This is a genomic window from Aeromicrobium sp. (genome assembly GCF_050700635.1).
Classification (GTDB): Bacteria; Actinomycetota; Actinomycetes; order Propionibacteriales; family Nocardioidaceae; genus Aeromicrobium.
Window position 1 is genome coordinate 15934 of record NZ_JBOHDT010000135.1, and the last position, 22077, is coordinate 38010.

Consider the following 22077-nt stretch of genomic DNA (forward strand, 5'->3'; position numbering starts at 1 on the left):
GTGCCCGTCCCCTGTTCGGGACGGGCACTCGTGGTTGGGTGACTACTTCTCCTCGGGAGCCTTGTACGACTCCGCGTCGGGGGACACGAACAGCGGGCCCACCTGACGCAGTCCGCCGTCCTGGCTGGCGTCGGGCTGCGCGATGTAGACCTCGCGCGTCGCCGGCGTTCCGACCTCCGAGAAGTCCAGATCGGCGATCAGCTCCTCGGTGCCGATGTCGGTGCTGGCGCGGAAGGCCTTCTGGATTCCTTCGCGCGTCAGATCGCCGTCATCGCAGGCCTTCTCCAGGATCTGGCCCCAGATCAGGCCGATCGCGTAGCCGTACGGGACACCGCCATTGGGCGCGTCCTTGATACCGGCCTCCTCGTAGGCCGCCGCGACTTCCTGGGCCTTCGGGAGGTCGGACGAGTACGGAACCGAGCTGAACGTGCCGTAGAAGTTCTCCAGCGCCGGAGCCGTCTTGTCGGTGAGGATCGCCGGCGCGAACGTCGGGTTGTTGCCGACGAGCGGCACGTCGAGTCCGAGCTGCTTGCTCACCGTGGCCACCGACAGGGTCTGCGCCGGAGTCGTGGTGAGACCGATGGCCTTCACGCCGTCACCCTTGAACCCGGTGACGACGTTGCGCAGGTCGTTGTCGGTGGGCACGACCTTGACGGCCTTGAGGTCGATATCGTGCTGCTCGGCGAAGTACTTCGCGCCGAGCAGGCCGTTCTCGCCGTACTCGCCCTCGAGGTAGACGAAGCCGATGGTGTCACCCTCGGCGATCTTCTTCTCGTCGAGAAGGTACGACAGACCGTTGATCATCTCCACGTCATAGGTGGTGCCGGGGATGACGATGTACGGGTTCTTGAGGATGAACGACGACCACGACAGGGCCACGGCCGTGGCCTTGGAGTCGACCAGTCGCTGATCGATGGCCGCGTTGATGGGTGAGCCGAGGATCTGGATGAATCCGGCGACGTTCGGCTCGATCTCCTGGAACTGGACCACACCGGCGTCGGCCTTGTAGCCGTGGTCGCGGACCTCGAGCTTGATGTCACGGTCGCAGATGCCGCCGGCCTGGTTCACCTCGTCGGCCCAGATCTCGTGGCCGTCGACCACGCCCTTGCCGAGCTGCTGGAACGGCCCGGAGATGTCCGTCAGCGCGCCGAGCGTGATCTCGGTGTCGGTGACGCCCTTGTCCGTCTTGACGCCGCCGGCGCCTCCGCCAGAGGTCGACTTGTCGGAGCAGGCTCCGAGCACCAACGTGGTACAGGCTGCGACGGCGACGAGTACTCGTCGTGTCTTCATGGGGTCCTTCTTTCTTGGGTGGTGGTTCTTTCAGATGGGCGAACGGCGCGGACGATGCGGCGACCGAGGGTCGCGAGCCCGCCGGGCTCGAACAGCACGACAAGGATGATCGCCACGCCGTAGAGGAGCGCGGTGACGACGACGGGGGTGAAGCCGGCGTCACCGCCCATGAGGTCGGAGAGGAACGCCGACTTCGGTATGAGCAGCTGCAGGACGAGCGGCATCCCGAAGACGACGCCGGCACCGACGACCGCTCCGGTGATGGAGCCGAGCCCGCCGATGAGGATCATGGCGAGCAGCGCGATCGCCACGGCGATCGACCACGACCCGACGAACTCGTTCTCGTCCGCCTTGAGCAGGCCGAACCAGTGCACCGTCATGAAGCCGGCCACGCCCGCGTAGGCCGAGGAGATCGCGAACACTCCGGCCCTGACCCGCGGGACGTCGACACCCATCGCCGCGGCCGCACTCGGGTTGTCGCGGACGGACCGCCAGGCGCGGCCGGGCCGGGAGGCGACTGCCCCGCGGGCCAGGACGATCGCGACGGCGGTGATGAGGACGAACAGGTACCAGGTCCGTTCAGGAGCGCCCAGTGGCACACCTGCGATCACCAGCTCTGGGTCGCTGCTGGTGAACGAGAAACCGAACACGACGAAGGGGTCCGGGCGGCGGCCGCTGGCGGCGCCGCCGGTCAGGCTCTCGAACCGCTGGCCGAGGTAGAGCCCGAGGTAGACCAGTGAGAGCGACGCCATCGCCAGATAGATGCCACCGACTCGTCCCGACACGGGCGCGAAGGCAAGGCCCGCCAGCGCACTCACGACGATCGCGCCGAGGAACGCGAGCAGGGGTGGCAGACCGAGCGCGACCAGGTTGGCGTCCGTTCCCTCTTGGCCGACCTGCCCGGCGAGGACGCAGTAGGTGGTGCCGCCGACGAGCATGAAGAACGGTGTGCCGAGCGACAGCTGTCCGGCATGTCCGGTGAGCATCGTCAGGCCGATGGCGGCCACCGCGCCGACCATCACGTACTCGCCGACTCGCAACCATGCGGCAGTGGCGTAGAGCGGGATCAGCATCAGCAGCACGACGAGGGCGACGAGCGCGACGATGCGCCACAGCCGCTCGGTTCCGGCACGTGACACGTCAGACACGATTCACGTCCTTCGAGCCGAACAGCCCGGAGGGCACGGCGACCAAGATGACGAGCATCACCAGGTACACCGCGCTCTTGGAGAAGTCGAACGAGATGTACTGCGCGGCGTAGGCCTCGGTCAGCCCGACGACCAGGCCCCCGAACACGGCACCCCCGACCGAGTCGAGCCCGCCGATGATCGCCGCGGGGAAGGCCACGAGAGCGAGCGCATGGGTTCCCCGCGAGAGTCCGGCGCCGGAGAAGTCCTGGGTGGCGAGGAACAGCACCGCGATTCCGGCGAGCGCGCCTGCGACCACCCACGCCGAGGCTGTGACCTGGGAGTTGCGGATGCCCATCAGGCTGGCCGCTTCCCGATTCTCGGCCTGCGCCCGCATCGACAGCCCCCATCCGGTGTACCTGAACGCGAGCAGCAAGGTTCCGATCAGCACGGCGCTGACGGCGATCGCCACGAGCTGACCGCTGAGGATCGTGACGTCGCCGATACGGACGACGTCGCCGGCGAACGGCGGCGACAGGAAAGGCGTCTCGGTCCCGAGCCGTCGCGCGATGTCCTCGGTGATGATGACGTCGACGCCGATGGTGAGCAGTGCGAGCGAGATTGGGTCGGCGAGGCGCGTCCGGGCGATGAGGAACCGCTCGATGAGGAGCGCGCCGATCGCAGCCGTCGCCACGCCCAGGGCGGCGGCGCCGGCGAAACCGAGCGAGTCGGAGGCGACGTAGGTGACGTAGCCGCCGAGAAACACGAACGAGCCGTGCGCGAAGTTCACCACTCCGGTGGCCCGGAAGATGATCACGAAACCGAGCGCGAGCAGTGCGTAGACCGCACCCCGTCCGGCCCCGTTGACCGTCAGCTGCAGGAACGTGGTCATGATTCTGGTCCGTTCTCCGCCGGTCCGGCGAGCGAGGAGGACGGGTCGACCTCGCCACCGAGGTAGGCCCGGATGACCTGCGGATCGAGGCGCACCCGTTCCGGAGTCCCGTCACTGATGAGCGAGCCGAAGTCGAGCACCGAGACGTGGTCGGCGATGCCCATGACGAGCGACATGTCGTGCTCGACGAGGAGGATCGAGATGTCGAGCGCATCGCGGATGTCGACGATCGCCTGGGCGATGATGGCGGTCTCGCCGGCGTTCATCCCCGCTGCCGGCTCGTCGAGCAGCAGGATGCTGGGCTCGGTGGCGAGGGCGCGGGCCACGTCGACCCGTTTGGAGTCCCCGTAGGAGAGGTCCTCGATCGGACGGTCGAGGTGGGCGCCGAGACCCAGGAACTCGCAGATCTCGACCGCACGTTCGCGGTGCCTCGCCTGCTCGCCCCGGATGCCGAGTGCGCGCAGACCGGCACGCAGGAAGCCGCCCGATGTCAGCGCGTGCCGCCCGAGCATGACGTTGTCGACCACGGTGCCGTGCGGTGAGAGCGCGACGTTCTGGAAGGCCCGGCCGATCCCGAGCCTCACCAGGGTGTGCGGACGCCGACCGGTCACCTCCTCGGAGCCGTACATGACCCGCCCCGACGTCGCCTCGTACAGACCGGACACGACGTTGAAGCAGGTGGACTTGCCGGCACCGTTGGGTCCGATGAGCGCGTGGATCGTGCCGGGCTCGACGGTGAACGAGACGTCGTCGAGGGCCGTGACGCCGCCGAACTTGACGGTGACGTTCTCGACGCTCAGCGAACTGTCGGTGTCCGTCATTTCGACCACTTCGTGATCGAGCCGCGATGGGCGGCGGCCTTCTCGGCGTCACCCTCGGCCTGCTCCTCGGTCTCCGCGTGACCGCCCAGGTAGAGCCGGCGGATCTCGTCGGACTCCGACAGCTCGTCAGAAGGGCCCGACATCGCGACGCGGCCGACCTCGAGCACCACGGCGCGGTTCGACACGCTGAGCGCCATCGCGGCGTTCTGCTCGACGAGGACGACGGTGGTGCCCTGCTCGTTGATGGTCGTGATGATCTCGGCGATGTGCTCGATGAGACGAGGAGCGAGGCCCAGCGACGGCTCGTCCAGCAGAAGGAGCCGGGGTTCGCTCATGAGCGCGCGCCCGATCGCGAGCATCTGCTGCTCGCCGCCGGACAACAGACCGCCGCGCTGACTGCGACGCTCTGCGAGTATCGGGAACAGGTCGAAGACTCGATCCATCGCGGCGGCGCGCGTCTCGCGAGAGATCGTGATCCCACCCACGCGAAGGTTGTCCTCGACGGACATTCGTGTGAAGATCTGGCGACCCTCGGGGGCCTGGACGACGCCGGTGCGCATCACGGTGGCCGGCGGGCGCCCGTCGATCCGCTCGCCGTCGATGGTGATCTCACCCGAGCGAATGATGCCGCGGTGCAGGGCGAGGGTCCCGGAGATCGCCCGCAGCAACGTCGACTTGCCGGCCCCGTTGCTCCCCAGCACAGCGACCACCTCGCCGTCAGAGGCGGTGAGGTCGACCTCGTCGAGCACTCTCGACGAACCGCCGTAGCTCGTGGTCAGACCACTGACGGTCAGCAATTGGTCCCCCTCCGGGCGCTCGTGTGACGTGCGTCTCGTTCTGGGGATCATGCGTGACGGGGGTCGTCGGTCGATAGTGGTTGAACCACGAATCTGCTTGGAGTTCTGTCCAGCCTGCCGCCTGAGCAGCGGTTACTTGGGCAGCCCGTCCTTCGTGCAAAGGTTGCCGATCTCATCGGTCCGGTCGTTCTTGATGTGCCCGAACATCTCCAGGGCGCGTTCTCGGTCCCAGCGAACGCTGAAGTCCGCGATCGGCACGGTGCAGTTGAGCCCGCCGCCGCCCATGGCCGACGAGAGCGCGAGGGCGAACCGGGCCATGGCGATCGGCCCCATGCCCTCGCCCACCTGCACCGAGCTCGCCGCGCCGGAGTTGACCCGGAAGTAACGAACCGGGTTGATGAACGTCCACGGCGACTTGATCTCCTGTGCGATGCCGCCGAGCACCTCGCGCTGGTTCTGCCCGCGCTGGATGTCGCCGGTCGCAGCCTTGCGGGAGCGGGAGTAGCCAAGCGCGGTGGGTCCGTCGGCTTCCTGGCAGCCCTTGTCGATGTCGAGCCCGGCCTTCGCGTCCTTGACCTTCCTCTTCGGGCAGATCTCGATCCCACCGACGGCGTCGACCACCTTGACGAGGCCGCCGAATCCGACCTCGACGTAGTCGTCGATCTCCAGGCCGGTGGACTGCTCGATCGTCTTCACGAGCAGCTTGGGTCCGCCGTACGCGTACGCGGCATTGATCTTGGTGGTGCCGTACCCCTCGATCGGCACCAAGGAGTCGCGCGGGATCGACAGCAGCAACGACGGCCCGCTCCCGGTGTGAAGGATCAGGATCGTGTCGGTACGGCCGCGCCCGCCGGAGTCGCGCCCGGTCTTGAGCTCCTTGCGTTCCTGCTTCGACAGCCCTTTGCGGCTGTCGGAGCCCACGAGCAAGTAGGTCTCGCCGGGCTGCCCCTCCGGGCGTTCGCCCTTCGGGCTGGCGTCCACGGTGCTGAGCGTCGACCAGGCCCAGAGGGGAACGGCGACGAGGAACAGGAGCCACGCGAGCAGGAGGATCAGCACGGTACGGAGCGGACGGGGCCCGGTGCGCCTGCGTGGGGGTCGGCCGCGACCGCCATCCCCGCGGGTGCCGCCGGGCGGTGGGAGGTTCGGCGGGGGAAGGTCGTTGCCACGCGATTTCGTCGGCTGCACGGTGGCGGGGCGAGACTCTTTTCCGCCGCCGTACAACCAGTCGTAACCGCCTGTGGGGGGCTTGTCCGGCATGCCAAGACGGTACCTGAGGTGCTGTCGATCGGCGTGTCGCGGCGAGCCCTCGACCTCAACTCGAGGGTTTTGTGGTTCGATCGACGGGACCTCATTTCCTTCCCCAGTGAGGACACCACATGCGCGACGAACGCGAGGGCGTGTTCGGCGGTTCGTACTCCCACACCGCCGAGGCCTCCGAGCGAGTGCAGTTTCGCCGTGCCCTGACGCTGACGTTCATGACCCTGGTCATGCCGGGCTCGGCGCAGATCGTGATGGGCAACCGCCGGATCGGCCGCATCGCCGTGCGGGTCTGGCTGGTCTGCCTCGTCCTCGGCGGACTCGCCCTCTTCTTGACGCTCACGTCACGGAGCGGACTGTTCACGTTGCTCACCAACGAGCACCTGCTGACCCTCGGACGCTGGTTGCTCATCGCCGGAGCCGTCGCCTGGGTCGCACTGCTTCTCGACGCCTGGCGACTCGGTCGGCCGCTGCAGCTTCGCCGCAACCACCGGCTGTGGATGACCGGCGTCAACGCCGCCCTGTGCTTCGCCACGGCCGGCGTGATGTTCTTCGCCGCCCACCTCGTCGCCGTGCAGAACGGTTTCATCGGCACGGTGTTCGCGTCGAGCGCCGTGTCCGGCCCCGAGTCAGGGCGCTACAACGTGCTCCTGCTCGGTGGCGACTCCGGACCGGACCGCGACGGCCTGCGACCGGACTCGCTCACGGTCGCCAGCATCGATGCCGAGACCGGGCGCACCGTGCTCATCGGACTGCCGCGCAACCTCGAGGACGTGCCCTTCCCGAAGGGGTCGGTCATGGCGGAGGAATTTCCGCGCGGGTTCGACTGCGAGGGATGCACGCTCAACGGCGTCAACACCTGGGCCAACGACCACGCGAAGCTCTTCGGGCAGAAGCGCCCCGGCGTCGAGGCCACGATGGGCGCCGTCGAGGAGATCACCGGGCTCGACCTCAACTACCACGCGATGGTCAACCTGCGCGGCTTCGCCAAGCTGGTCGACGCCGTCGGCGGCGTCACCATCGACGTCAAGGAACGCACCGCCATCGGCGGCATCGGCGCCCCGATCCGCGGATGGATCCCGGCCGGCGAGCAGCAGCTCGACGGCAAGGAGACCCTCTGGTACGCCCGCAGCCGCGTGCAAAACGACGACTGGTCCCGTATGGGCCGGCAGAAGTGCGTGATGAACGCGATGCTCCAACAGCTGAGCCCGCAGAAGGTGCTCCTGAACGTCGAGCAGATCGCCGACTCGAGCAAGAGTCTTCTCACCACCGACGTCCCCGCGAAACAGCTGGGCACGTTCATGGACCTCGCTCTCAAGGCGCGGACGGAGAAGGTGTCGACCGTGTCGCTGGTTCCGCCGGCGATCTTCACCGGCAACCCCGACTACGGCAAGGTCCGCCGGATGGTCGACAAGGCGATCGCCAGGGCCGAAGGTGTGCCCGTCAATGTCGGAATCCTGGATGCCCGGCTGTCGATGCCCGACAACAACCAGGAGAAGAAGGATCCTCGCAAGGCGAACCGGACCGAGGACCTCGCCGCGCTCTGCTAGGCGTTCCGCGCCGGCACGACCAGCCGTCGGTGATAATGGTGGTTTCGCCGTTCCGACCGTGAGGATGCATGGGCCGCCAAGCAGGCCGTCGTCGAGCAACTCTGTTGGGCCGCGGCACCCAGGACAGCCACCTGGACTCGCCGCGCGTCCGGTTCCGTCGAGCCCTCGCGCTGTGTGCGATGACGGTGGTCGCGCCCGGCTCGGTCCAGTACACCGTCGGCCGCCGCTGGGTGGGTGCCACCGCGCTCGCCGTATGGGCGCTGCTGCTGGTGCTGACCGGCTTCCTCGTCTGGAAGGTCCAGACGGACCGCTCGGCCGTGCTGAGCTCCCTCACCGACACCGACGTGCTGCTGGCGGCCCGCTTCGGAGTCGCCCTGGTGGCGGTCGGCTGGATTGCGCTGCTCGTCGACGCGTGGCGCCTGGCGCAGCCGTTCAGTCTCAACCTGGCACGCGGCGCCGTCATCATGGTCGTCAACACGGCGCTCGTCGTGGGGGTCGGAGCGTCGGCGGTGGTCGCGTCGCAGGCGATCGACGCGCCGCGTCAGGTGATCCAGGAGGTCTTCACTGCCACCAAGACGTCGGAGCCGTTGAAGGGCCGCTACAACATCCTGCTCGTGGGCTCCGACTCCGGGCCGGACCGCACCGGCATCCGTCCGGACTCGATGACCGTGGCCAGCATCGACGCCGACACCGGCCGCACGGTGCTCATCTCGCTGCCACGCAACCTTCAGAACGTGCCGTTCCGCAAGGACTCCCCGATGAGCACGCTCTACCCGAACAGCTACAACTGCGGCAGTGAGTGCCTGCTCAACGCCGTCTACACCGCAGGCGAGGGCCGCAAGGACCTGTACCCGAAGAGCAAGCAGCCCGGTCTCGAGGCCACCATCGATGCCATCGAGGGCGCCACCGACCTGACGATCAACTACCACGTGGTGGTCAACCTCAAGGGCTTCCGGTCGCTCATCGACGCGGTCGGCGGCGTCGAGGTCGACGTCAAGACCCGCATCGCCATGTTCGGCGACACCACCGTCTACAAGCAGAAGTACATCGAGCCCGGCAAGCAGAACCTGAACGGAAGGGAAGCGCTCTGGTTCGCGCGCAGCCGCTACATGTCCGACGACTTCGCCCGCATGGGTCGCCAGAAGTGCCTCATGAAGTACATGGCCGATCAGCTCAGCCCGCAGAAGGTGGTGCTGAACGCGCAGGGGATCGCCTCGTCCAGCAAGCAGCTGCTGCGCACAAACATCCCGGCCAAGGAGCTCGGTCAGTTCGCCGACCTCGCGCTCAAGTCGCGGGGCGAGCGGATCGCCACCGTCTCGCTCGTCCCGCCCGAGGTCAACGTCGTCACGCCCGACTTCGCCCAGATCCACCGGAAGATCGCAAAAGCGATCCGCAAGTCGGAGGCCAACGGGGGCGGCACCTCATCCGACCCCGACTCGCCAAGCCCCGACGAGAGCAAGAATCCGGGGACCGAGCCGACGGACGGAACCGGCGCCGCGGGGCCGAAGGACGATCCGATGGACGCCAACACGACGGACGATCTCACCGACGCCTGTTGACCGTCACGTCAGCGCATCGACTCCTCGTAGGCCTCGATGACCTCGTCCGGGTCGCCGTCCATCATCAGGTCGCCCTTGTTGATCCACACCACGCGGTTGCAGGTGTCGCGGATCGACTGCATGGAGTGGCTGACCAGGAACACGGTGCCGGCGTTGTCGCGGATGGCGCGGATCCGGGCCTCGCTTCGCTTGCGGAACGTCTTGTCGCCGACCGCGAGGGCCTCGTCGACGATGAGGATGTCGTGCTCACGCGCGGTGGCGATGGCGAACTTCAGGCGGGCCGTCATGCCGGAGGAGTAGGTGCGCATCGGCAGCTCGATGAAATCGCGGATGCCGGCGAAGTCGACGATCTCGTCGAACTTGGCATCGATCTCGTCGAGCGTGAGGCCGAGGGCAAGGCCGCCGAGGACGACGTTGCGCTCGCCGGAGAGGTCGCGGATCAGAGCCGCTCCCACGCCCAGCATGCTCGGGCGGGAGGACGCGTAGATCGAGCCCTGCGAAGTGGGCGTGAGCCCGACGATGGCCCGCATCAGCGTCGACTTGCCCGATCCGTTAGAGCCGATGACGCCGACGCTGTCGCCCTCGTAGGCCGTGAAGGAGACGCCCTTGAGCGCATGCACCGTGCGTGTCTTGCGCCTGCGCTGCATCAGCTTGCGGGCCGAGTCGTCGGCGGAGGCGCGCTTTCCGGTGGCGAGCACCTTGTACTCGACGTGGACATCATCGATGATGACCGCCGGCCGGCGCCCGTCAGTCGGTGCGTCCATACCGCTCCTCGGCCGCCCAGAAGTACACGATGCCGACGGCCAGCGCCCCGAGGGCCCAGCAGCTCGAGTAGAGCCAGTACTCGGTCTTGATGACGTAGTCGGGACCCGTCAGCATGATGCTGCGGGCCAGGCTCATGTACTCGAAGATGGGCTGGGCGTCGGCGATGCGCATGACCGCCTCGATGTCTCCGAAGCGCTTGTCGACGCTGAAGAACACACCGGACGTGTAGAAGAAGAACCGTGAGATGAACGGCAACAGCTGGGTCAGGTCGCGGAAGTGCACGGTGAGCCGGGCCGTGATGAGCGTGAGCCCGGCGTTGAACACCGTGAACGAGACGATCAGTGGCACCAGCAGCAGCCACTCCCACCGCGGCATGGTTCCCGTCACCATGACCAGCAGGATCATGATCACGATCATCGGGACGAACTGCAGCAGACGCTGGGTCACCAGCGCCAGGGGCAGCGCCATCCGGGGGAAGCTGAGACTCTGCACGAGGTTGGCGTTCTTGGTGATCGACTGTGCGCCCGAGGTGAAGCAGCTGGAGAAGTACTCGAAGAAGAACACCCCGATGACCAGGAACAGGACGTACTGGTCGGGGCGACTCTGGCTTCCCAGCAGGATGCCGAAGATGGTGCCGTAGACGGCTGCGCTGATCATCGGCTTGAGGACCACCCAGCCCATGCCGAGCCGGTTGCGGCCGTTCTCCGCCTCGATGCGGAACCGGGCCAACGAGTAGACGAAGGCCCGTCGCTTCCAGACGTCGACGAGGTAGGAGCCGATTCGGGGCCGTCCGCCGACCTTGTGCAGCCCTTCGCGCGCCGCGTACTCGGCGAGACTCATGAGTTCGTGGCCCTCTCGTGCTGGTGGCCGGGCTGACCGGATGAGTGTAGTGGATCGGTCTAGGTGATCCGGGCGCGCTCCTGCTCGGCGAGACGGGCGATCACGTCGGTCGACGCGCCCGCGACCAGCACGAGCGACCCACCCCCGAGACCGGCCGCCACGACCAGGTCGATGTCACGCGCGAGTGGGCCGGGTTCTATGAGCAACCGCTCGCCGGACGGCTGGGTCGCGGCGCTGAGCTCGCCCTGGGTCGCGCGGCGTCCTTCGAGGTCGAGCGCAGGCGTTTCGGGGGAGGGCGGGTCGAGGGCGACGAACACGTCGCCGTGCGGCGGGACCTCGGCGCCGAGATCGAGGAAGCCGGTGGGCGGTTCGGCGAACCGGCTGCCGAGCGGCCGCAGCGACGCGGCCAGACGGTGCGGCTCGTCGGCCATGAGCTCGGGCCCACTCACCCCGATGTCGGCGTCGACGTCGACGACGGCGGCACCGACCGACCAGCAGGACAGCAACCACACGAACCGCAGCCAGTGCGACGGCAGGCCCAACCGGATCCGGGTGCCTGGACCGGCATCGAGGTCGTCGACGAGGAAGTTCGACGTCTTGGCGACCCAGTTCGCCGTCGTGACGCCGCTCAGCTCGACCCGCTCACCGGTTGCGTCGTCGTAGAAGGTGAGGAAGGGTCTGGCCGGATCGGGGAGCCGGGCGAGCAGGCGGTCGAGTGTCATGGATTCATCGTGGCAGGCCCTCAAATGGCGATTCGTGCGTCCGCGACACGCCGACAAGTGCATGAACTTTGGATTTCGGCTTGACTTATGAGAGTGGACAGGCGTGTAATTTCATACATGTCATTCGATGAGGGTCTGGAGCTCGTTCCCGATGAGGAGCTCATGTGGCAGGAGCGTGCACTGTGCGCGCAGACGGACCCCGAGGCGTTCTTCCCCGAAAAGGGGGGCTCCACGCGTGAGGCCAAGCGAGTCTGCTTGACCTGCGACGTGCGTGGTGAATGCCTCGAGTACGCCCTGGCCCATGATGAGCGGTTCGGCATCTGGGGCGGCCTGTCCGAGCGCGAGCGTCGCAAGCTGAAGAAGCGCGCCTGAGGGTGCCACTTCCACCGGCCCGACGGGCCGGTGGTGGGTAACCCACCGTCCATTAGGCTCGGACCTTATGGACGAAACCGGATCGACGCGCCACTGGCTCGACGATCCGCCGACCGTCGGAGCCGTGCTCGTCGCCCACAACGGGGCTCCGTGGTTGCCCAAGGTCCTCGCATCCTTCGCCGACATGTTCCATGCGCCGGCGGCATGGCGGGTCGTCGACGTCAGCTCTGTCGACGGCGGCGCCGAGCTCCTGCGTGACTCCTTCGGCGCGGAGCGCGTCATCTATGCGCCGTCCGGCACCGGCTTCGGTGAGGCGGTCCGTCTCGGCGTCGAGGCGCTGCCGCGAACCGACTGGATCTGGCTCCTCCACGACGACGCCGCCATGCTGCCGGGCACGCTGGGCGGACTCCTCGACGTCGCCACGTCAGCTGACGACATCGCCGCCGTCGGGCCGAAAATCCGCGAGTGGCCGTCGCTGCGCCGGTTGCTCGAAGTCGGTCTGACCGTCACGAACACCGGCTCGCGCGAGACCGGTCTCGAGACCGGCGAGCCCGACGCGGGCCAGCACGACCGACCGCGCGACGTTCTCGCCGTCAACAGCGCGGGCATGTTGGTGCGTCGGGACGTCTGGGACGAGCTCAACGGCTTCGACCCGGCCCTCCCGATGTACTTCGACGACGTGGACTTCGGCTGGCGGGTCGCCCGCGCCGGTTACCGCACCCGTACGGCTCCCGGCGGCGTGATGTTCCACGCCGAGGCGAGCCGGCGCAACACCCGCCGCCGAACCGCCGGCAACGTCCCGCACTGGGAGCCGCGACGGGCTGCGCTCTTCACCCTGCTCGCCAACACGTCGGCCCCGCACATCTGGTGGCAACACGTGCGGTTGTTCGTCGGCTCGTTGCTGCGCGTGCTCGGGTTCCTCATCGGCAAGGATCCGGAGTCGGCCAGCGACGAGCTGCTCGCCCTGCGAGCCGTCTACCTCCACCCGTTCAAGATGCGGGCCGCGCGCAGGTCCCGCGCTGCGACGTCGCGACGTTCCGATCGCGACATCCGGGGACTGTTCGCACCGTTCTGGCTGCCCTACCAGCATGGGTTCGACGCCATCCGCGACAGCATCGTGGCGTTGGTGAAGCCGGAGGCCATCGAGACCGTCGGCCGCCGTTCCGCGTTGGGAGATCAGGGTCCCGATGCAACCGAGGACCTCGAGGACGGTCCGAGTCTGCTGGAGCGACGGCCGTGGCTCGCCACCGTGCTCGTGCTGGTCGCCTTGTCCTTCGTCGCCGGTCGTGGCCTGTTCGGCGGCATCGACGGTGCTGCGCTGCACGGTGGTGCGCTGCCGCCCGCACCGGGCACGGCCTTTGGCTGGTGGTCCCTGATGTGGGAGCGGAGCCATGACATCGGCCTGGGCGGCACATCGTTCGCGCCGGTGTTCTCGATGCTGCTCGCCGCAGTGGCCACGCCGGTCTGGTTCAGCCCCGGGCTGGTCATCACGGTCTTCATGCTGTTCGCCGTACCGCTGGCCGGGCTCTCAGCGCACCGCCTCGGACGCCGCCTCACATCCCACCGCGGCCTGCGCATCGTCTGGGCGGTCTCCTACGCCCTCGCGGTGGTCGCCACCGGGGCGGTGGCCCAGGGTCGCATCGGCACTGTCGTGGCACTGATTGTGCTCCCGATCGTCGTCAACACCGCGGGACAGCTCGTCGATTCTCCGGGACGGCAGCTCGGTCTTCGTCTCGGCATCTGGGTCGCCGTGGGCGCCGCCTTCGCGCCGGTCGTGCTGCCGCTGTGCCTGGTCGGCCTGATTCTCCTCATCGTGCTGGAGGGGCGTGCGGTACTGCGCGACGGCATCATTGCTGCGCTCGTGCCAATGGTGCTGCTCGGACCCTGGCTCGTGCAGCGTGCCGGCCACCCGCTGCGTGCGTGGTGGGAGGCCGGGTACCCGCTCCCCGGTTCCGCGTCCGTCATCGACCTGGCGCTCGGCCGCGCGGGCGGGGCCGGTGCCGCGCCGGCCTGGCTCGGCATCGGGCTGCTCGTGCTCGCCATACTCGCCCTCGTCCCTCGGCACACCCGGGTCTACGTGCAGGTCTGCTGGGTGGTCGCGCTGATCGGGCTGGCCTTCGCCGTGCTCGGCACGGCGGTCACCTACTCCGTGCCGGCCGGCCCCGCCTCGATTGCACCGTGGGTCGGAGTGCCGGTGGTCGTGTGGGTCGCCGGACTCCTCACCGCGGTGTTGTTCGCCGCCCCTGAAGCCACTGGGCTGCCCAAGCAGGCCGTCGCGGTGCTCGCGGTGGTTGCCCTGCTTCTCCCCGTCGGCACGGGCGTCTGGTGGCTGGTACGCGGCGAGGACGATCCGCTGGTCAAGGCACGGCCCACGGTCGTGCCGGCCTTCCTGGCGGACCGCCCCGGCGACACCATGGTCATCACCGGATCGGTCGCCCGCGGGGTCGACGTCCGCGCTGTCGCCGACGACGGGCCGTTCCTCGGCCAGGAGGCACTCACTCCCGATCCGGACCGGTCGGCGCAGATGCAGCAGGCCGCGAGCCGTCTGCTCGCGCGCGCGTCCGCCGGCGACGTCCAGGTGCTGGAGGAAATTGGGATCGACGCCATCTACGCACCGCAGGCCGACCCCGAGGTGGCCCGACGCATCGACTCGGCTCCCTTGCTCGAGCCGGCCGGCAGCGAAGATCCCAGCTCGCGAGTCTGGACGCTCTCGGCCCAGCCGGCTCGAGGCGATGACCAGGCGGCGGTGTGGCGCTGGGGCGTCGCGACGTTGCAGGCTCTCCTCTGGGTTGCGGCCATCATCCTCACCGCGCCCGTGCGCCGGCGCCACGTGCCCGAGGCCCTCGACGACGAGATGGTCGACGCATGAGCACTCGTTCCACAGGAAGCCGGGTCAGACGTCGTTCGCGTCCCACCGTCGGCCAGCGGGCGCGCGCAACCGCGCCTCCCGTCTTCGCGGTGCTCGTGCTGGCGCTGGCGTTCGTGCTCCCCGACGGCACCGACGACGACCGGCCGCCCGGCCCGGTCAGCGTGTTCCGCTCGACGTACGCCTGCCCTGGCGGCGACGGCATCTCGGTCACCGCCGGACAGGTCCTCCGGGGCAGGGCCGCGACTGCTCAGTCGCTGCCCGATCGCGAGCCCGTCGATGACTTCGACGACGCGGCGCGGTGGCGTCGGGCCACCGTTGATACGGATGCCCTGGTCGTGGAACAGCGCGGTCAGGGATCCGGTGCGGTGGGATTCTTCACCCAGAACGCCGCAAAGGCGGCCGGCGGTGGGCTCGTGGTGGGCTCCTGCCCGCCCACCGTCGACGACAGCTGGTTCCTCGGGGCCGGCTCAGACAACAAGCACCAGTCGACTCTCGCGCTCACCAACCTGTCGTCGTCCCCGGCTGTCGCCGACCTCTCCTTCTGGGGCGCCCAGGGCCGGATCGACGCCATCGACGCCGAGGGCATCGTCGTCGAGCCGTACACCGTGCGACGCATCGACCTGCGGGAGTTCGCGGCCGGGGAGGCCGAGCTCGCCGTGCGTGTGGATCGTCGCCGCGGCTCACTCGCCGTTTCGGCCCTCGACGCGTCCACCGCCGTATTCCGGGGGACCGAGTCGCTTGCCCCCACTGATCCGCCCAAGCGCAGCCAGGTCGTCGCCGGAATCCCCTCCGGCTCAGACCGGCGAACCCTCTTCGTGCTCAACCCCAGCACGTCCACCGCGCGGGTCTCGGTGGAGGTGATCGGTGCCAAGGGGAGCTTCGCGCCCAAGGGTCTGGAGTCGGTCAAGGTCGACGCCGGTCAGTTCAAGGAGGTCGCGGTACCACAATCGGCGGGCGCCGGTCACGCTGCGCTCCGTCTTCGCTCCGACCAGCCGATCTCCGCATCGGTGCGTTCCGCTTCGAGCACGACGGATCAAGCAGTAGCCGAGGCCGTTCCCCAGCTCGACGGGGCGGCGATCGTGCCGGTCGATCTCGGCTCAGACACCCAGGCGCCCGAGCTCGTGCTCTCCGCCCCGCGCCGTCAGGGCGTGGCCCGCCTCGAGGCGTTCGACGCACAGATGCGCAGCCTTGCCACCACCGACGTCACCATCGGAGCCGGCACCACGAAGAGCGTCGACCTGGGCTCCACCGAGGTGCTCGACGCAAAGGACGTCGCCTACGTCGTGATGCGCGCGAAGGGCGATGTCATCGGCGCGGCGACGTACCGCCAGGGCAAGCAGATCGCCTCCCTCGCCCTGACCGCGGCGCCGGTGACCGTGCTCGGCCCGCAGGTCCGGCCCGTCGGCTAAGGGCGCGTCTCCCTAACGCGGATCGAGATCGTCCGGGTCGAGCTGCCACAGCTCGGCGAGCCGGTCGAGCAGCACCTGCCACACGGCATCCTCCAGCTGGAGGTCACTGGTGCAGCGCTGGCCGATCGGCAGCCGGTAGAGCACGATGCGGGACGGCCCCGGTCCCTTGACGGTCGTGCTGGTGGGGACCTCGTCGGACCACTCCGGCGGCAGCAGTGGTGCCTCCTCGACGACCACGTCGACCGGGTCGGGCTCGGCGGCGAAGTGCTTCTCCAGGGCCGAGAGGACGCCTTGGACGAGCACGTCGAACTGCTCGCGCGGGGTGCGGTGGGACGGGACGCTGAGGGGCGACAACGGGCCGGGGAGTGCCATCGGACCCCTGACGCCGCGACCGCGCCGATCACGCATCCGCCCGGGCCGCGGCCCGGTGACCGTGCCGCCGAGATACCCCATGCCACCTTCCATGCCGGTGAGCCTAACGCCGCTCGGCACGGCTGCCGGTTACCCTCGCCACGTGGGTGCATCTCGACGATGCACGCGGTCTGCGTGCTCCCTTCCAGCGGTGGCGACGCTGACGTATGTCTATGCGGATCAGACCGCCGTCCTCGGGCCTCTGGCCACGCTCGCGGAACCCCACACCTATGACCTCTGTGCCGACCACTCGCAGCGTCTTTCCGCCCCACGTGGCTGGAACGTGCTGCGTCTTGCCCCCGATCCCGCCACGGTCGAGCCGTCACATGACGACCTGCTCGCGCTGGCCGACGCGGTGCGCGAAGCCGGCCGACCCGTCGCCCCGCCCGCGACGGACGCCCCGCCGACGCTCCGGCTCGTCAGGTCTCCCTCAGACGGTGGGGTCTGATGCACCCACGCCTGGAGGCGGTGGTCAAGGCGTACGACGTTCGTGGCCCCTCGCCCGAACAGCTCGACGCCGCCCTCGCCCGGGCCCTCGGTTCCGCCTTCGCCGACGAGACCGGCATCAGCGACGGACGCGGGAAGGCCGTCGTCGGACGTGACATGCGCGCGTCCTCGCCCGAGATCGCCGGTGCGATCTCCGACGGGATCAGGTCGCGTTCTGCGGGGGTCGTCGACGTCGGGCTGGCGTCGACCGACCTGCTCTACTGCGCGTCAGGGGTGCTCGATCTTCCCGGTGTCATGGTCACGGCGAGCCACAACCCGGCCGGCGACAACGGCCTCAAGATGTGCCGAGCCGGTGCCCGGCCGATCGGCCTCGACTCCGGGCTTGCCACGATGGCAGAGGCCGCGGGCCCGCTGCTCGACCGTGACGCACCCGGGCCGACGGGGGATTTCCAGGAGCTCGAGTTCCTCGACACCTATGTGAAGACCCTGCTCGACCTCGCCCCGGTGAGCGGGCGTCGGCTGACGGTCGCGGTTGACGCCGGCAACGGGATGGCCGGTCACACGGTGCCGGCGGTCCTCGAGCACCTCGACGTCGATCTGATCCCCCTCTACCTCGAGCTCGACGGGACGTTCCCCAACCACGAGGCCAACCCGCTCGATCACTCCACGCTCGTCGATCTTCAGGCGACCGTGCGTGACCGGGGTGCCGACATCGGCCTGGCCTTCGACGGTGACGCCGACCGCTGCTTCGTCATCGACGAGAAGGGGGAGGTGGTGTCGCCGTCGGCCATCACCGCCCTCATCGCCACCCGGCATCTGAAGGCCGAGCCTGGGGCCACGGTGCTGCACAACGTCATCACGTCACGGGCGGTGCCCGAGATCGTCACCGAGCACGGCGGCACGGCAGTGCGAACGCCGGTGGGCCACTCGCTCATCAAGGCCGAGATGGCGCGCACCGGCGCCGTGTTCGGCGGCGAGCACTCCGGGCACTTCTACTTCCGTGAGTTCTACCTCGCCGACTCCGGCATGCTCGCTGCGCTGCACGTGCTCGCGGCACTCGCCGAGGGAGACAGAACCGTGAGCGAGCTGATGGCCGAGTTCACGCGATACTCCTCGTCCGGCGAGATCAACAGCCGGGTCGAGGACGCCACCGCGGTGATCGGACGTCTCGAGGACGCCTACGCCGACCGCGACCGCGACCGGCTCGACGGCCTCACCGTCACGGGTGACGACTGGTGGTTCAACGTCCGGCCGTCGAACACGGAGCCGCTCCTGCGCCTCAATGTCGAGGGCGCCGACGACGCCACGATGGCCCGGGTGCGCGACGACGTGCTCGATCTGATCCGTTCCTGACACGTCGTTACAGTGTCGGCATGAACCTCGACCCCGCCCTTCTCGACATCCTCGTGTGCCCGCAGTGCCGGGCCACGCTGTTCGTCGACGACGCTGCCGAGGAGCTGGTCTGCAACGCCTGTCAGCTCGCCTACCCCGTGCGCGGCGACATCCCGGTGATGCTCGTCGACGAAGCACGCGACCTGTCCGTCAAGGGCACCTGAATGGCGACAGAGGGAGGCACGAAGGCCGTCGTCGCGGCCCTGCTGGCCAACACCGGCATCGCGATCACCAAGTTCGGGGCGTGGGCGCTCACGCAGTCGGCGTCGATGCTCGCCGAGGCGATCCACTCCGTGGCCGACGCAGGCAACCAGGCTTTGCTGCTCGTCGGGGGCAAGCGGGCCAAGCGTGAGGCCACCGAGGAGCATCCGTTCGGCTACGGCCGCGAGCGCTACGTCTACGCGTTCATCGTCGCCATCGTGCTGTTCAGCGTCGGTGGACTCTTCGCACTGTACGAGGCGTACCACAAGTTCCACGAGCTGGCCGAGGGCCACGGTGAGGGCGGTCTGCTGACGAGCCGCTGGAAGTACGTGCCGCTCGTGGTGCTGGGCCTCGCGATCGTCATGGAGTCGTTCTCGTTCCGCACCGCGATCGTCGAGTCGAACAAGGTGCGCGGCGACCACAACTGGTGGCAGTTCATCCGGCGGGAGAAGGCACCGGAGCTTCCGGTCATCCTGCTGGAGGATCTTGCGGCGCTGCTCGGCCTCGTCGTGGCCTTCGCCGGCGTCGGTCTCGCGTTGCTCACCCAGAACCTCTACTTCGACGTCGTAGGCTCGGCCGTCATCGGTGCGTTGCTGGTGACCGTCGCGGTGATCCTCGGCGTCGAGGTCAAGAGCCAGCTGCTCGGCGAGGGAGCCAAGCCTGAGGCGGTCGTGCGCATCCGAGAGGCCATCGGTTCCACGTCCGGCGTCGAGGGCATCATCCACCTCAAGACCATGCACGTGGCCCCCGAGGAGCTGCTCGTCGCCGCCAAGATCGCGGTCGCCCCGCTCGCCACGGCTGCCGACGTCGCGGAGACCATCGACGCCGCCGAGCGCGCCCTGCGCGAGGCCGAGCCGATGGCCACCCAGGTGTTCCTCGAGCCCGACATCCAAAGCGACGACTACGTCCCGGCGGAGCGACCCGCGGTCCCCGGGACTCCCGGCCACTAGAAAACGCCGAAGCCGGCGGTGACGACCCAATGGTCATCACCGCCGGCTTCAGGCGTTGTGCCCTCCGACTAGCTCGAGGGCGGGGTGAGGATCGGGTCGAGCTCCTCCTCGACCTCCGGGTCGCCGGCGTCGGCGTGGTAGTCGCTCGGGTGCGTGCCATCCACACCCGCCGACACTCCGACGACGCGGAACACGAGCGTCAGGACCGTCGACACGATGAGGTTGAGCACCAGCGCCGTCAGCCCGAAGTAGATCAGGTTGTCGGTGATCTCCCAGCCGAACACGGTGAGCGGCGCGACGGACCCACCGAAGTGGGAGTCGGGGTCTCCCACGACGGGTGTGTTGTAGGCCGCGACCGTGCCCCACACCATGCCGACGCCCCAGCCGGCCAGGAGGGCCCAGCGGTGGAACCAGCGGGTGTAGAGGCCGATGACGATCGCCGGGAGCGTCTGCACGATCCAGATCCCGCCGAGCAGCTGCAGGTGGATGGCGAACTCGCTCGGCAGCGCCAGCACGAACATGAGCGCACCGAACTTCACCAGCAGGCTCGCGAGCTTGCTCTGACGGGCCTCCTGGGCGTCGGTCGCGTCATGGTTGAGGTACGCCTTGTAGATGTTCCGCGTCCACAAGTTGGCCGCGGCGATCGACATGATGGCCGCAGGCACCAGGGCACCGATCGCGATGGCCGCGAAAGCGACGCCCGCGAACCACGGGCTGAACTCCTGCTCGAACAGCTGCGGGATGGCCAGCTGCGCGTTGTCGACCTCGACCCCTGCGGCGAGCGCGGCGAGTCCGAGCAGGGCCAGTAGACCCAGCAGGAACGAGTACGCAGGCAGCAGCGCCGCGTTGCGCCGGATGATGTTCCTGTTCTTGGTCGACAGCACGGCCGTGACCGAGTGCGGGTACATGAACAGCGCGAGCGCCGAGCCCAGCGACAGTGAGGCATAGGCCCACTGCGCAGCACCCATCTGCGGGATGAGTCCCTTGGGTGCCGCCTCGCCGGCCTCGATGGCGTCCGCGTTCTCCTTGTTGAACGCGTCGAACGACGCACCGGCCGCATCGAAGATGCCGCCCCAGCCGCCGAGCTGCGTCGGCAGGTAGATCACCGCGACGATGATGACGAGGTAGATGAGCGTGTCCTTGACGAACGCGATGAGCGCAGGTGCGCGCAGACCCGAGGAGTACGTGTACGCCGCGAGCAGGGCGAACGCGATGAACAGCGGCATGTCCCTCTGGATCCAGCCGGCGTCCTCGCCGCCTCCCAGGCCCAGGACGTCGAGCACCGCCTGGATGCCGACCAGCTGCAGCGCGATGTACGGCATGGTCGCGAGGATGCCGGTGAACGCGACCGCGAGCCCCAGCGTCTTGGAGTCGAACCTGCCCTGGACGAAGTCGGCCGGCGTCACGTAGCGACGTCGGTGCGAGACCGACCACAGGCGCGGCAGGAAGACGAAGATGATCGGGTACAGGATGATCGTGTACGGCACGGCGAAGAAGCCGATCGCGTTGCCGGCGTAGAGCAGAGCCGGCACGGCGATGAACGTGTAGGCCGTGTAGATGTCGCCGCCGATGAGGAACCAGGCGACGAACGTGCCGAAGTTGCGTCCGCCCAGACCCCACTCGTCGAGCGAGTCGAGGTCAGGGGCCCGCCGCCAGCGTGCCGCCAGGAAGCCCATGACGGTGACGAGCAGGAAGAAGAACAGGAAGACACTGAGTGCCACGGGATCGACGTCGTTCATGCGTCGCCTCCCTGACGGTCGAGGCCTTGTGCGGCGCGGCGATCACGATCGTGCGAGACGACGAGCTTGTATGCGATGGCGGTCATCGCGACCGAGACGACCACGAGCAGGAACTGGTACCAGAAGAAGAACGGGATGCCGCCGAGCTCGGGCGAGGTTCGTGCGTAGGTCCAAACGAGCATCGGCACGGTGATCGCCACCGCCAAAACGACCGAGGCGGCTATCAAGCGCCCTGGCCCCGGTGGTGCAGACGGGCGTGTGGGCGTGCGGTCGGACATGACGATTTCCCCCTATGGTTTGCGGTGCCGTGACCCCCGTCACGGCATCACCGGACACCGTACGCGCGGGGCTGTGAGGTCGCGAGTCGAGGGGCGGGCCGCGCGTGCTGAGCGGCCGTGACCTCCCGGTACGATGGCGCGCATGGATTTCAACGTCGCTGACCTGTCCCTGGCCAAGTTCGGCCGTGCCGAGATCACCCTCGCCGAGCACGAGATGCCGGGACTGATGGCAATGCGCGAGCGCTACGGCGCCGACAAGCCCCTCGCCGGCGCGCGCATCGCCGGCTCACTGCACATGACCATCCAGACGGCGGTCCTCATCGAGACCCTCGCCGAGCTGGGTGCCGAGGTGCGCTGGGCCAGCTGCAACATCTTCTCCACCCAGGACC

General features: G+C 68.5%; 22 protein-coding genes. 10 read left to right on the forward strand and 12 right to left on the reverse strand.

Annotated features, from left to right (window positions below; genetic code table 11):
* Positions 1–42: 42 nt before the first annotated feature.
* The 6 genes from ACRDPN_RS10605 to ACRDPN_RS10630 form a co-directional block, all read right to left on the reverse strand.
* Positions 43–1290, reverse strand: coding sequence for an ABC transporter substrate-binding protein (locus ACRDPN_RS10605; RefSeq protein WP_431447418.1), 1248 nt, complete (start codon positions 1288–1290; stop codon positions 43–45).
* Positions 1287–2438, reverse strand: a complete 1152-nt coding sequence (locus ACRDPN_RS10610; RefSeq protein WP_431447419.1) for a branched-chain amino acid ABC transporter permease — start codon at positions 2436–2438, stop codon at positions 1287–1289. Before ACRDPN_RS10610 ends, ACRDPN_RS10605 begins: the two co-directional genes overlap by 4 nt.
* Positions 2431–3309, reverse strand: coding sequence for a branched-chain amino acid ABC transporter permease (locus tag ACRDPN_RS10615; protein ID WP_431447420.1), 879 nt, complete (start codon positions 3307–3309; stop codon positions 2431–2433). Before ACRDPN_RS10615 ends, ACRDPN_RS10610 begins: the two co-directional genes overlap by 8 nt.
* Positions 3306–4130 carry an ABC transporter ATP-binding protein gene (locus tag ACRDPN_RS10620; protein ID WP_431447421.1) on the reverse strand — a complete coding sequence of 275 codons (825 nt, stop codon included), beginning with the start codon at positions 4128–4130 and terminating at the stop codon, positions 3306–3308. Before ACRDPN_RS10620 ends, ACRDPN_RS10615 begins: the two co-directional genes overlap by 4 nt.
* Entirely contained in the window at positions 4127–4927 is an 801-nt protein-coding gene (locus ACRDPN_RS10625; protein ID WP_431447422.1) for an ABC transporter ATP-binding protein, read from the reverse strand. The genes ACRDPN_RS10620 and ACRDPN_RS10625 overlap by 4 nt, the downstream gene beginning before the upstream one ends.
* 132 nt (positions 4928–5059) lie before the next feature.
* Entirely contained in the window at positions 5060–6184 is a 1125-nt protein-coding gene (locus tag ACRDPN_RS10630) for an LCP family protein (RefSeq protein WP_431447423.1), read from the reverse strand.
* A 119-nt stretch (positions 6185–6303) separates the two neighbouring features.
* Here ACRDPN_RS10630 and ACRDPN_RS10635 point away from each other — a divergent pair, with 119 nt between their 5' ends.
* Positions 6304–7734: an LCP family protein gene (locus ACRDPN_RS10635; protein ID WP_431447425.1), complete on the forward strand. Its 1431-nt coding sequence runs from the start codon at positions 6304–6306 to the stop codon at positions 7732–7734.
* Positions 7735–7802: 68 nt separating this feature from the next.
* Complete coding sequence (locus ACRDPN_RS10640) at positions 7803–9293, forward strand: LCP family protein (RefSeq protein ID WP_431447427.1); 1491 nt, start codon at positions 7803–7805, stop codon at positions 9291–9293.
* An 8-nt stretch (positions 9294–9301) separates the two neighbouring features.
* Here the strand turns inward: ACRDPN_RS10640 and ACRDPN_RS10645 are convergent, their stop codons facing one another.
* Genes ACRDPN_RS10645 through ACRDPN_RS10655 form a run of 3 tightly spaced genes read right to left on the reverse strand, consistent with a single transcriptional unit; the run spans position 9302 to position 11620 of the window.
* The gene (locus ACRDPN_RS10645) at positions 9302–10057 is read right to left on the reverse strand and encodes an ABC transporter ATP-binding protein (protein ID WP_431447429.1); all 756 of its coding nucleotides are present in this window, start codon (positions 10055–10057) and stop codon (positions 9302–9304) included.
* Positions 10041–10898, reverse strand: coding sequence for an ABC transporter permease (locus ACRDPN_RS10650; protein ID WP_431447431.1), 858 nt, complete (start codon positions 10896–10898; stop codon positions 10041–10043). Before ACRDPN_RS10650 ends, ACRDPN_RS10645 begins: the two co-directional genes overlap by 17 nt.
* Before the next feature lie 59 nt (positions 10899–10957).
* The gene (locus ACRDPN_RS10655; RefSeq protein WP_431447433.1) at positions 10958–11620 is read right to left on the reverse strand and encodes a TIGR03089 family protein; all 663 of its coding nucleotides are present in this window, start codon (positions 11618–11620) and stop codon (positions 10958–10960) included.
* Between the two features lie 117 nt (positions 11621–11737).
* Here ACRDPN_RS10655 and ACRDPN_RS10660 point away from each other — a divergent pair, with 117 nt between their 5' ends.
* The 3 genes from ACRDPN_RS10660 to ACRDPN_RS10670 all read left to right on the forward strand — a co-directional run bounded on the left by ACRDPN_RS10660 (position 11738) and on the right by ACRDPN_RS10670 (position 16270).
* Positions 11738–11992, forward strand: a complete 255-nt coding sequence (locus ACRDPN_RS10660) for a WhiB family transcriptional regulator (RefSeq protein WP_431447435.1) — start codon at positions 11738–11740, stop codon at positions 11990–11992.
* A gap of 67 nt (positions 11993–12059) precedes the next feature.
* Entirely contained in the window at positions 12060–14861 is a 2802-nt protein-coding gene (locus ACRDPN_RS10665) for a glycosyltransferase family 2 protein (protein WP_431447437.1), read from the forward strand.
* Positions 14858–16270, forward strand: coding sequence for a DUF5719 family protein (locus ACRDPN_RS10670; RefSeq protein ID WP_431447439.1), 1413 nt, complete (start codon positions 14858–14860; stop codon positions 16268–16270). Before ACRDPN_RS10665 ends, ACRDPN_RS10670 begins: the two co-directional genes overlap by 4 nt.
* A 12-nt stretch (positions 16271–16282) precedes the next feature.
* Here ACRDPN_RS10670 and ACRDPN_RS10675 read toward each other — a convergent pair whose 3' ends face one another.
* A complete protein-coding gene (locus tag ACRDPN_RS10675; RefSeq protein WP_431447441.1) occupies positions 16283–16735 on the reverse strand; it encodes a metallopeptidase family protein in 453 nt (150 codons plus the stop codon).
* A 97-nt stretch (positions 16736–16832) separates the two neighbouring features.
* On the opposite strand from ACRDPN_RS10675, the gene ACRDPN_RS10680 reads away from it, so the two are divergent.
* From ACRDPN_RS10680 to ACRDPN_RS10695, 4 genes are read left to right on the forward strand one after another with little or no spacing between them, the layout of a single operon-like run.
* On the forward strand, positions 16833–17129 hold the full coding sequence (locus ACRDPN_RS10680; RefSeq protein WP_431447443.1) for a DUF3499 domain-containing protein: 297 nt from the start codon (positions 16833–16835) through the stop codon (positions 17127–17129).
* Complete coding sequence (locus ACRDPN_RS10685) at positions 17129–18481, forward strand: phosphomannomutase/phosphoglucomutase (protein ID WP_431447445.1); 1353 nt, start codon at positions 17129–17131, stop codon at positions 18479–18481. The genes ACRDPN_RS10680 and ACRDPN_RS10685 overlap by 1 nt, the downstream gene beginning before the upstream one ends.
* Positions 18482–18501: 20 nt before the next feature.
* Positions 18502–18684: a Trm112 family protein gene (locus ACRDPN_RS10690; RefSeq protein ID WP_431447447.1), complete on the forward strand. Its 183-nt coding sequence runs from the start codon at positions 18502–18504 to the stop codon at positions 18682–18684.
* Positions 18685–19671, forward strand: coding sequence for a cation diffusion facilitator family transporter (locus tag ACRDPN_RS10695; protein ID WP_431447449.1), 987 nt, complete (start codon positions 18685–18687; stop codon positions 19669–19671).
* 68 nt (positions 19672–19739) lie between these two features.
* On the opposite strand, the gene mctP is transcribed toward ACRDPN_RS10695, so the two are convergent.
* Both mctP and ACRDPN_RS10705 read right to left on the reverse strand, forming a co-directional pair.
* Positions 19740–21410: a monocarboxylate uptake permease MctP gene (gene mctP / locus ACRDPN_RS10700; protein ID WP_431447451.1), complete on the reverse strand. Its 1671-nt coding sequence runs from the start codon at positions 21408–21410 to the stop codon at positions 19740–19742.
* A complete protein-coding gene (locus ACRDPN_RS10705; RefSeq protein ID WP_431447453.1) occupies positions 21407–21688 on the reverse strand; it encodes a DUF3311 domain-containing protein in 282 nt (93 codons plus the stop codon). Before ACRDPN_RS10705 ends, mctP begins: the two co-directional genes overlap by 4 nt.
* 142 nt (positions 21689–21830) lie before the next feature.
* Here ACRDPN_RS10705 and ACRDPN_RS10710 point away from each other — a divergent pair.
* Positions 21831–22077 (forward strand): adenosylhomocysteinase (locus tag ACRDPN_RS10710; protein WP_431447455.1); only part of this gene is annotated, 247 nt, incomplete at its 3' end.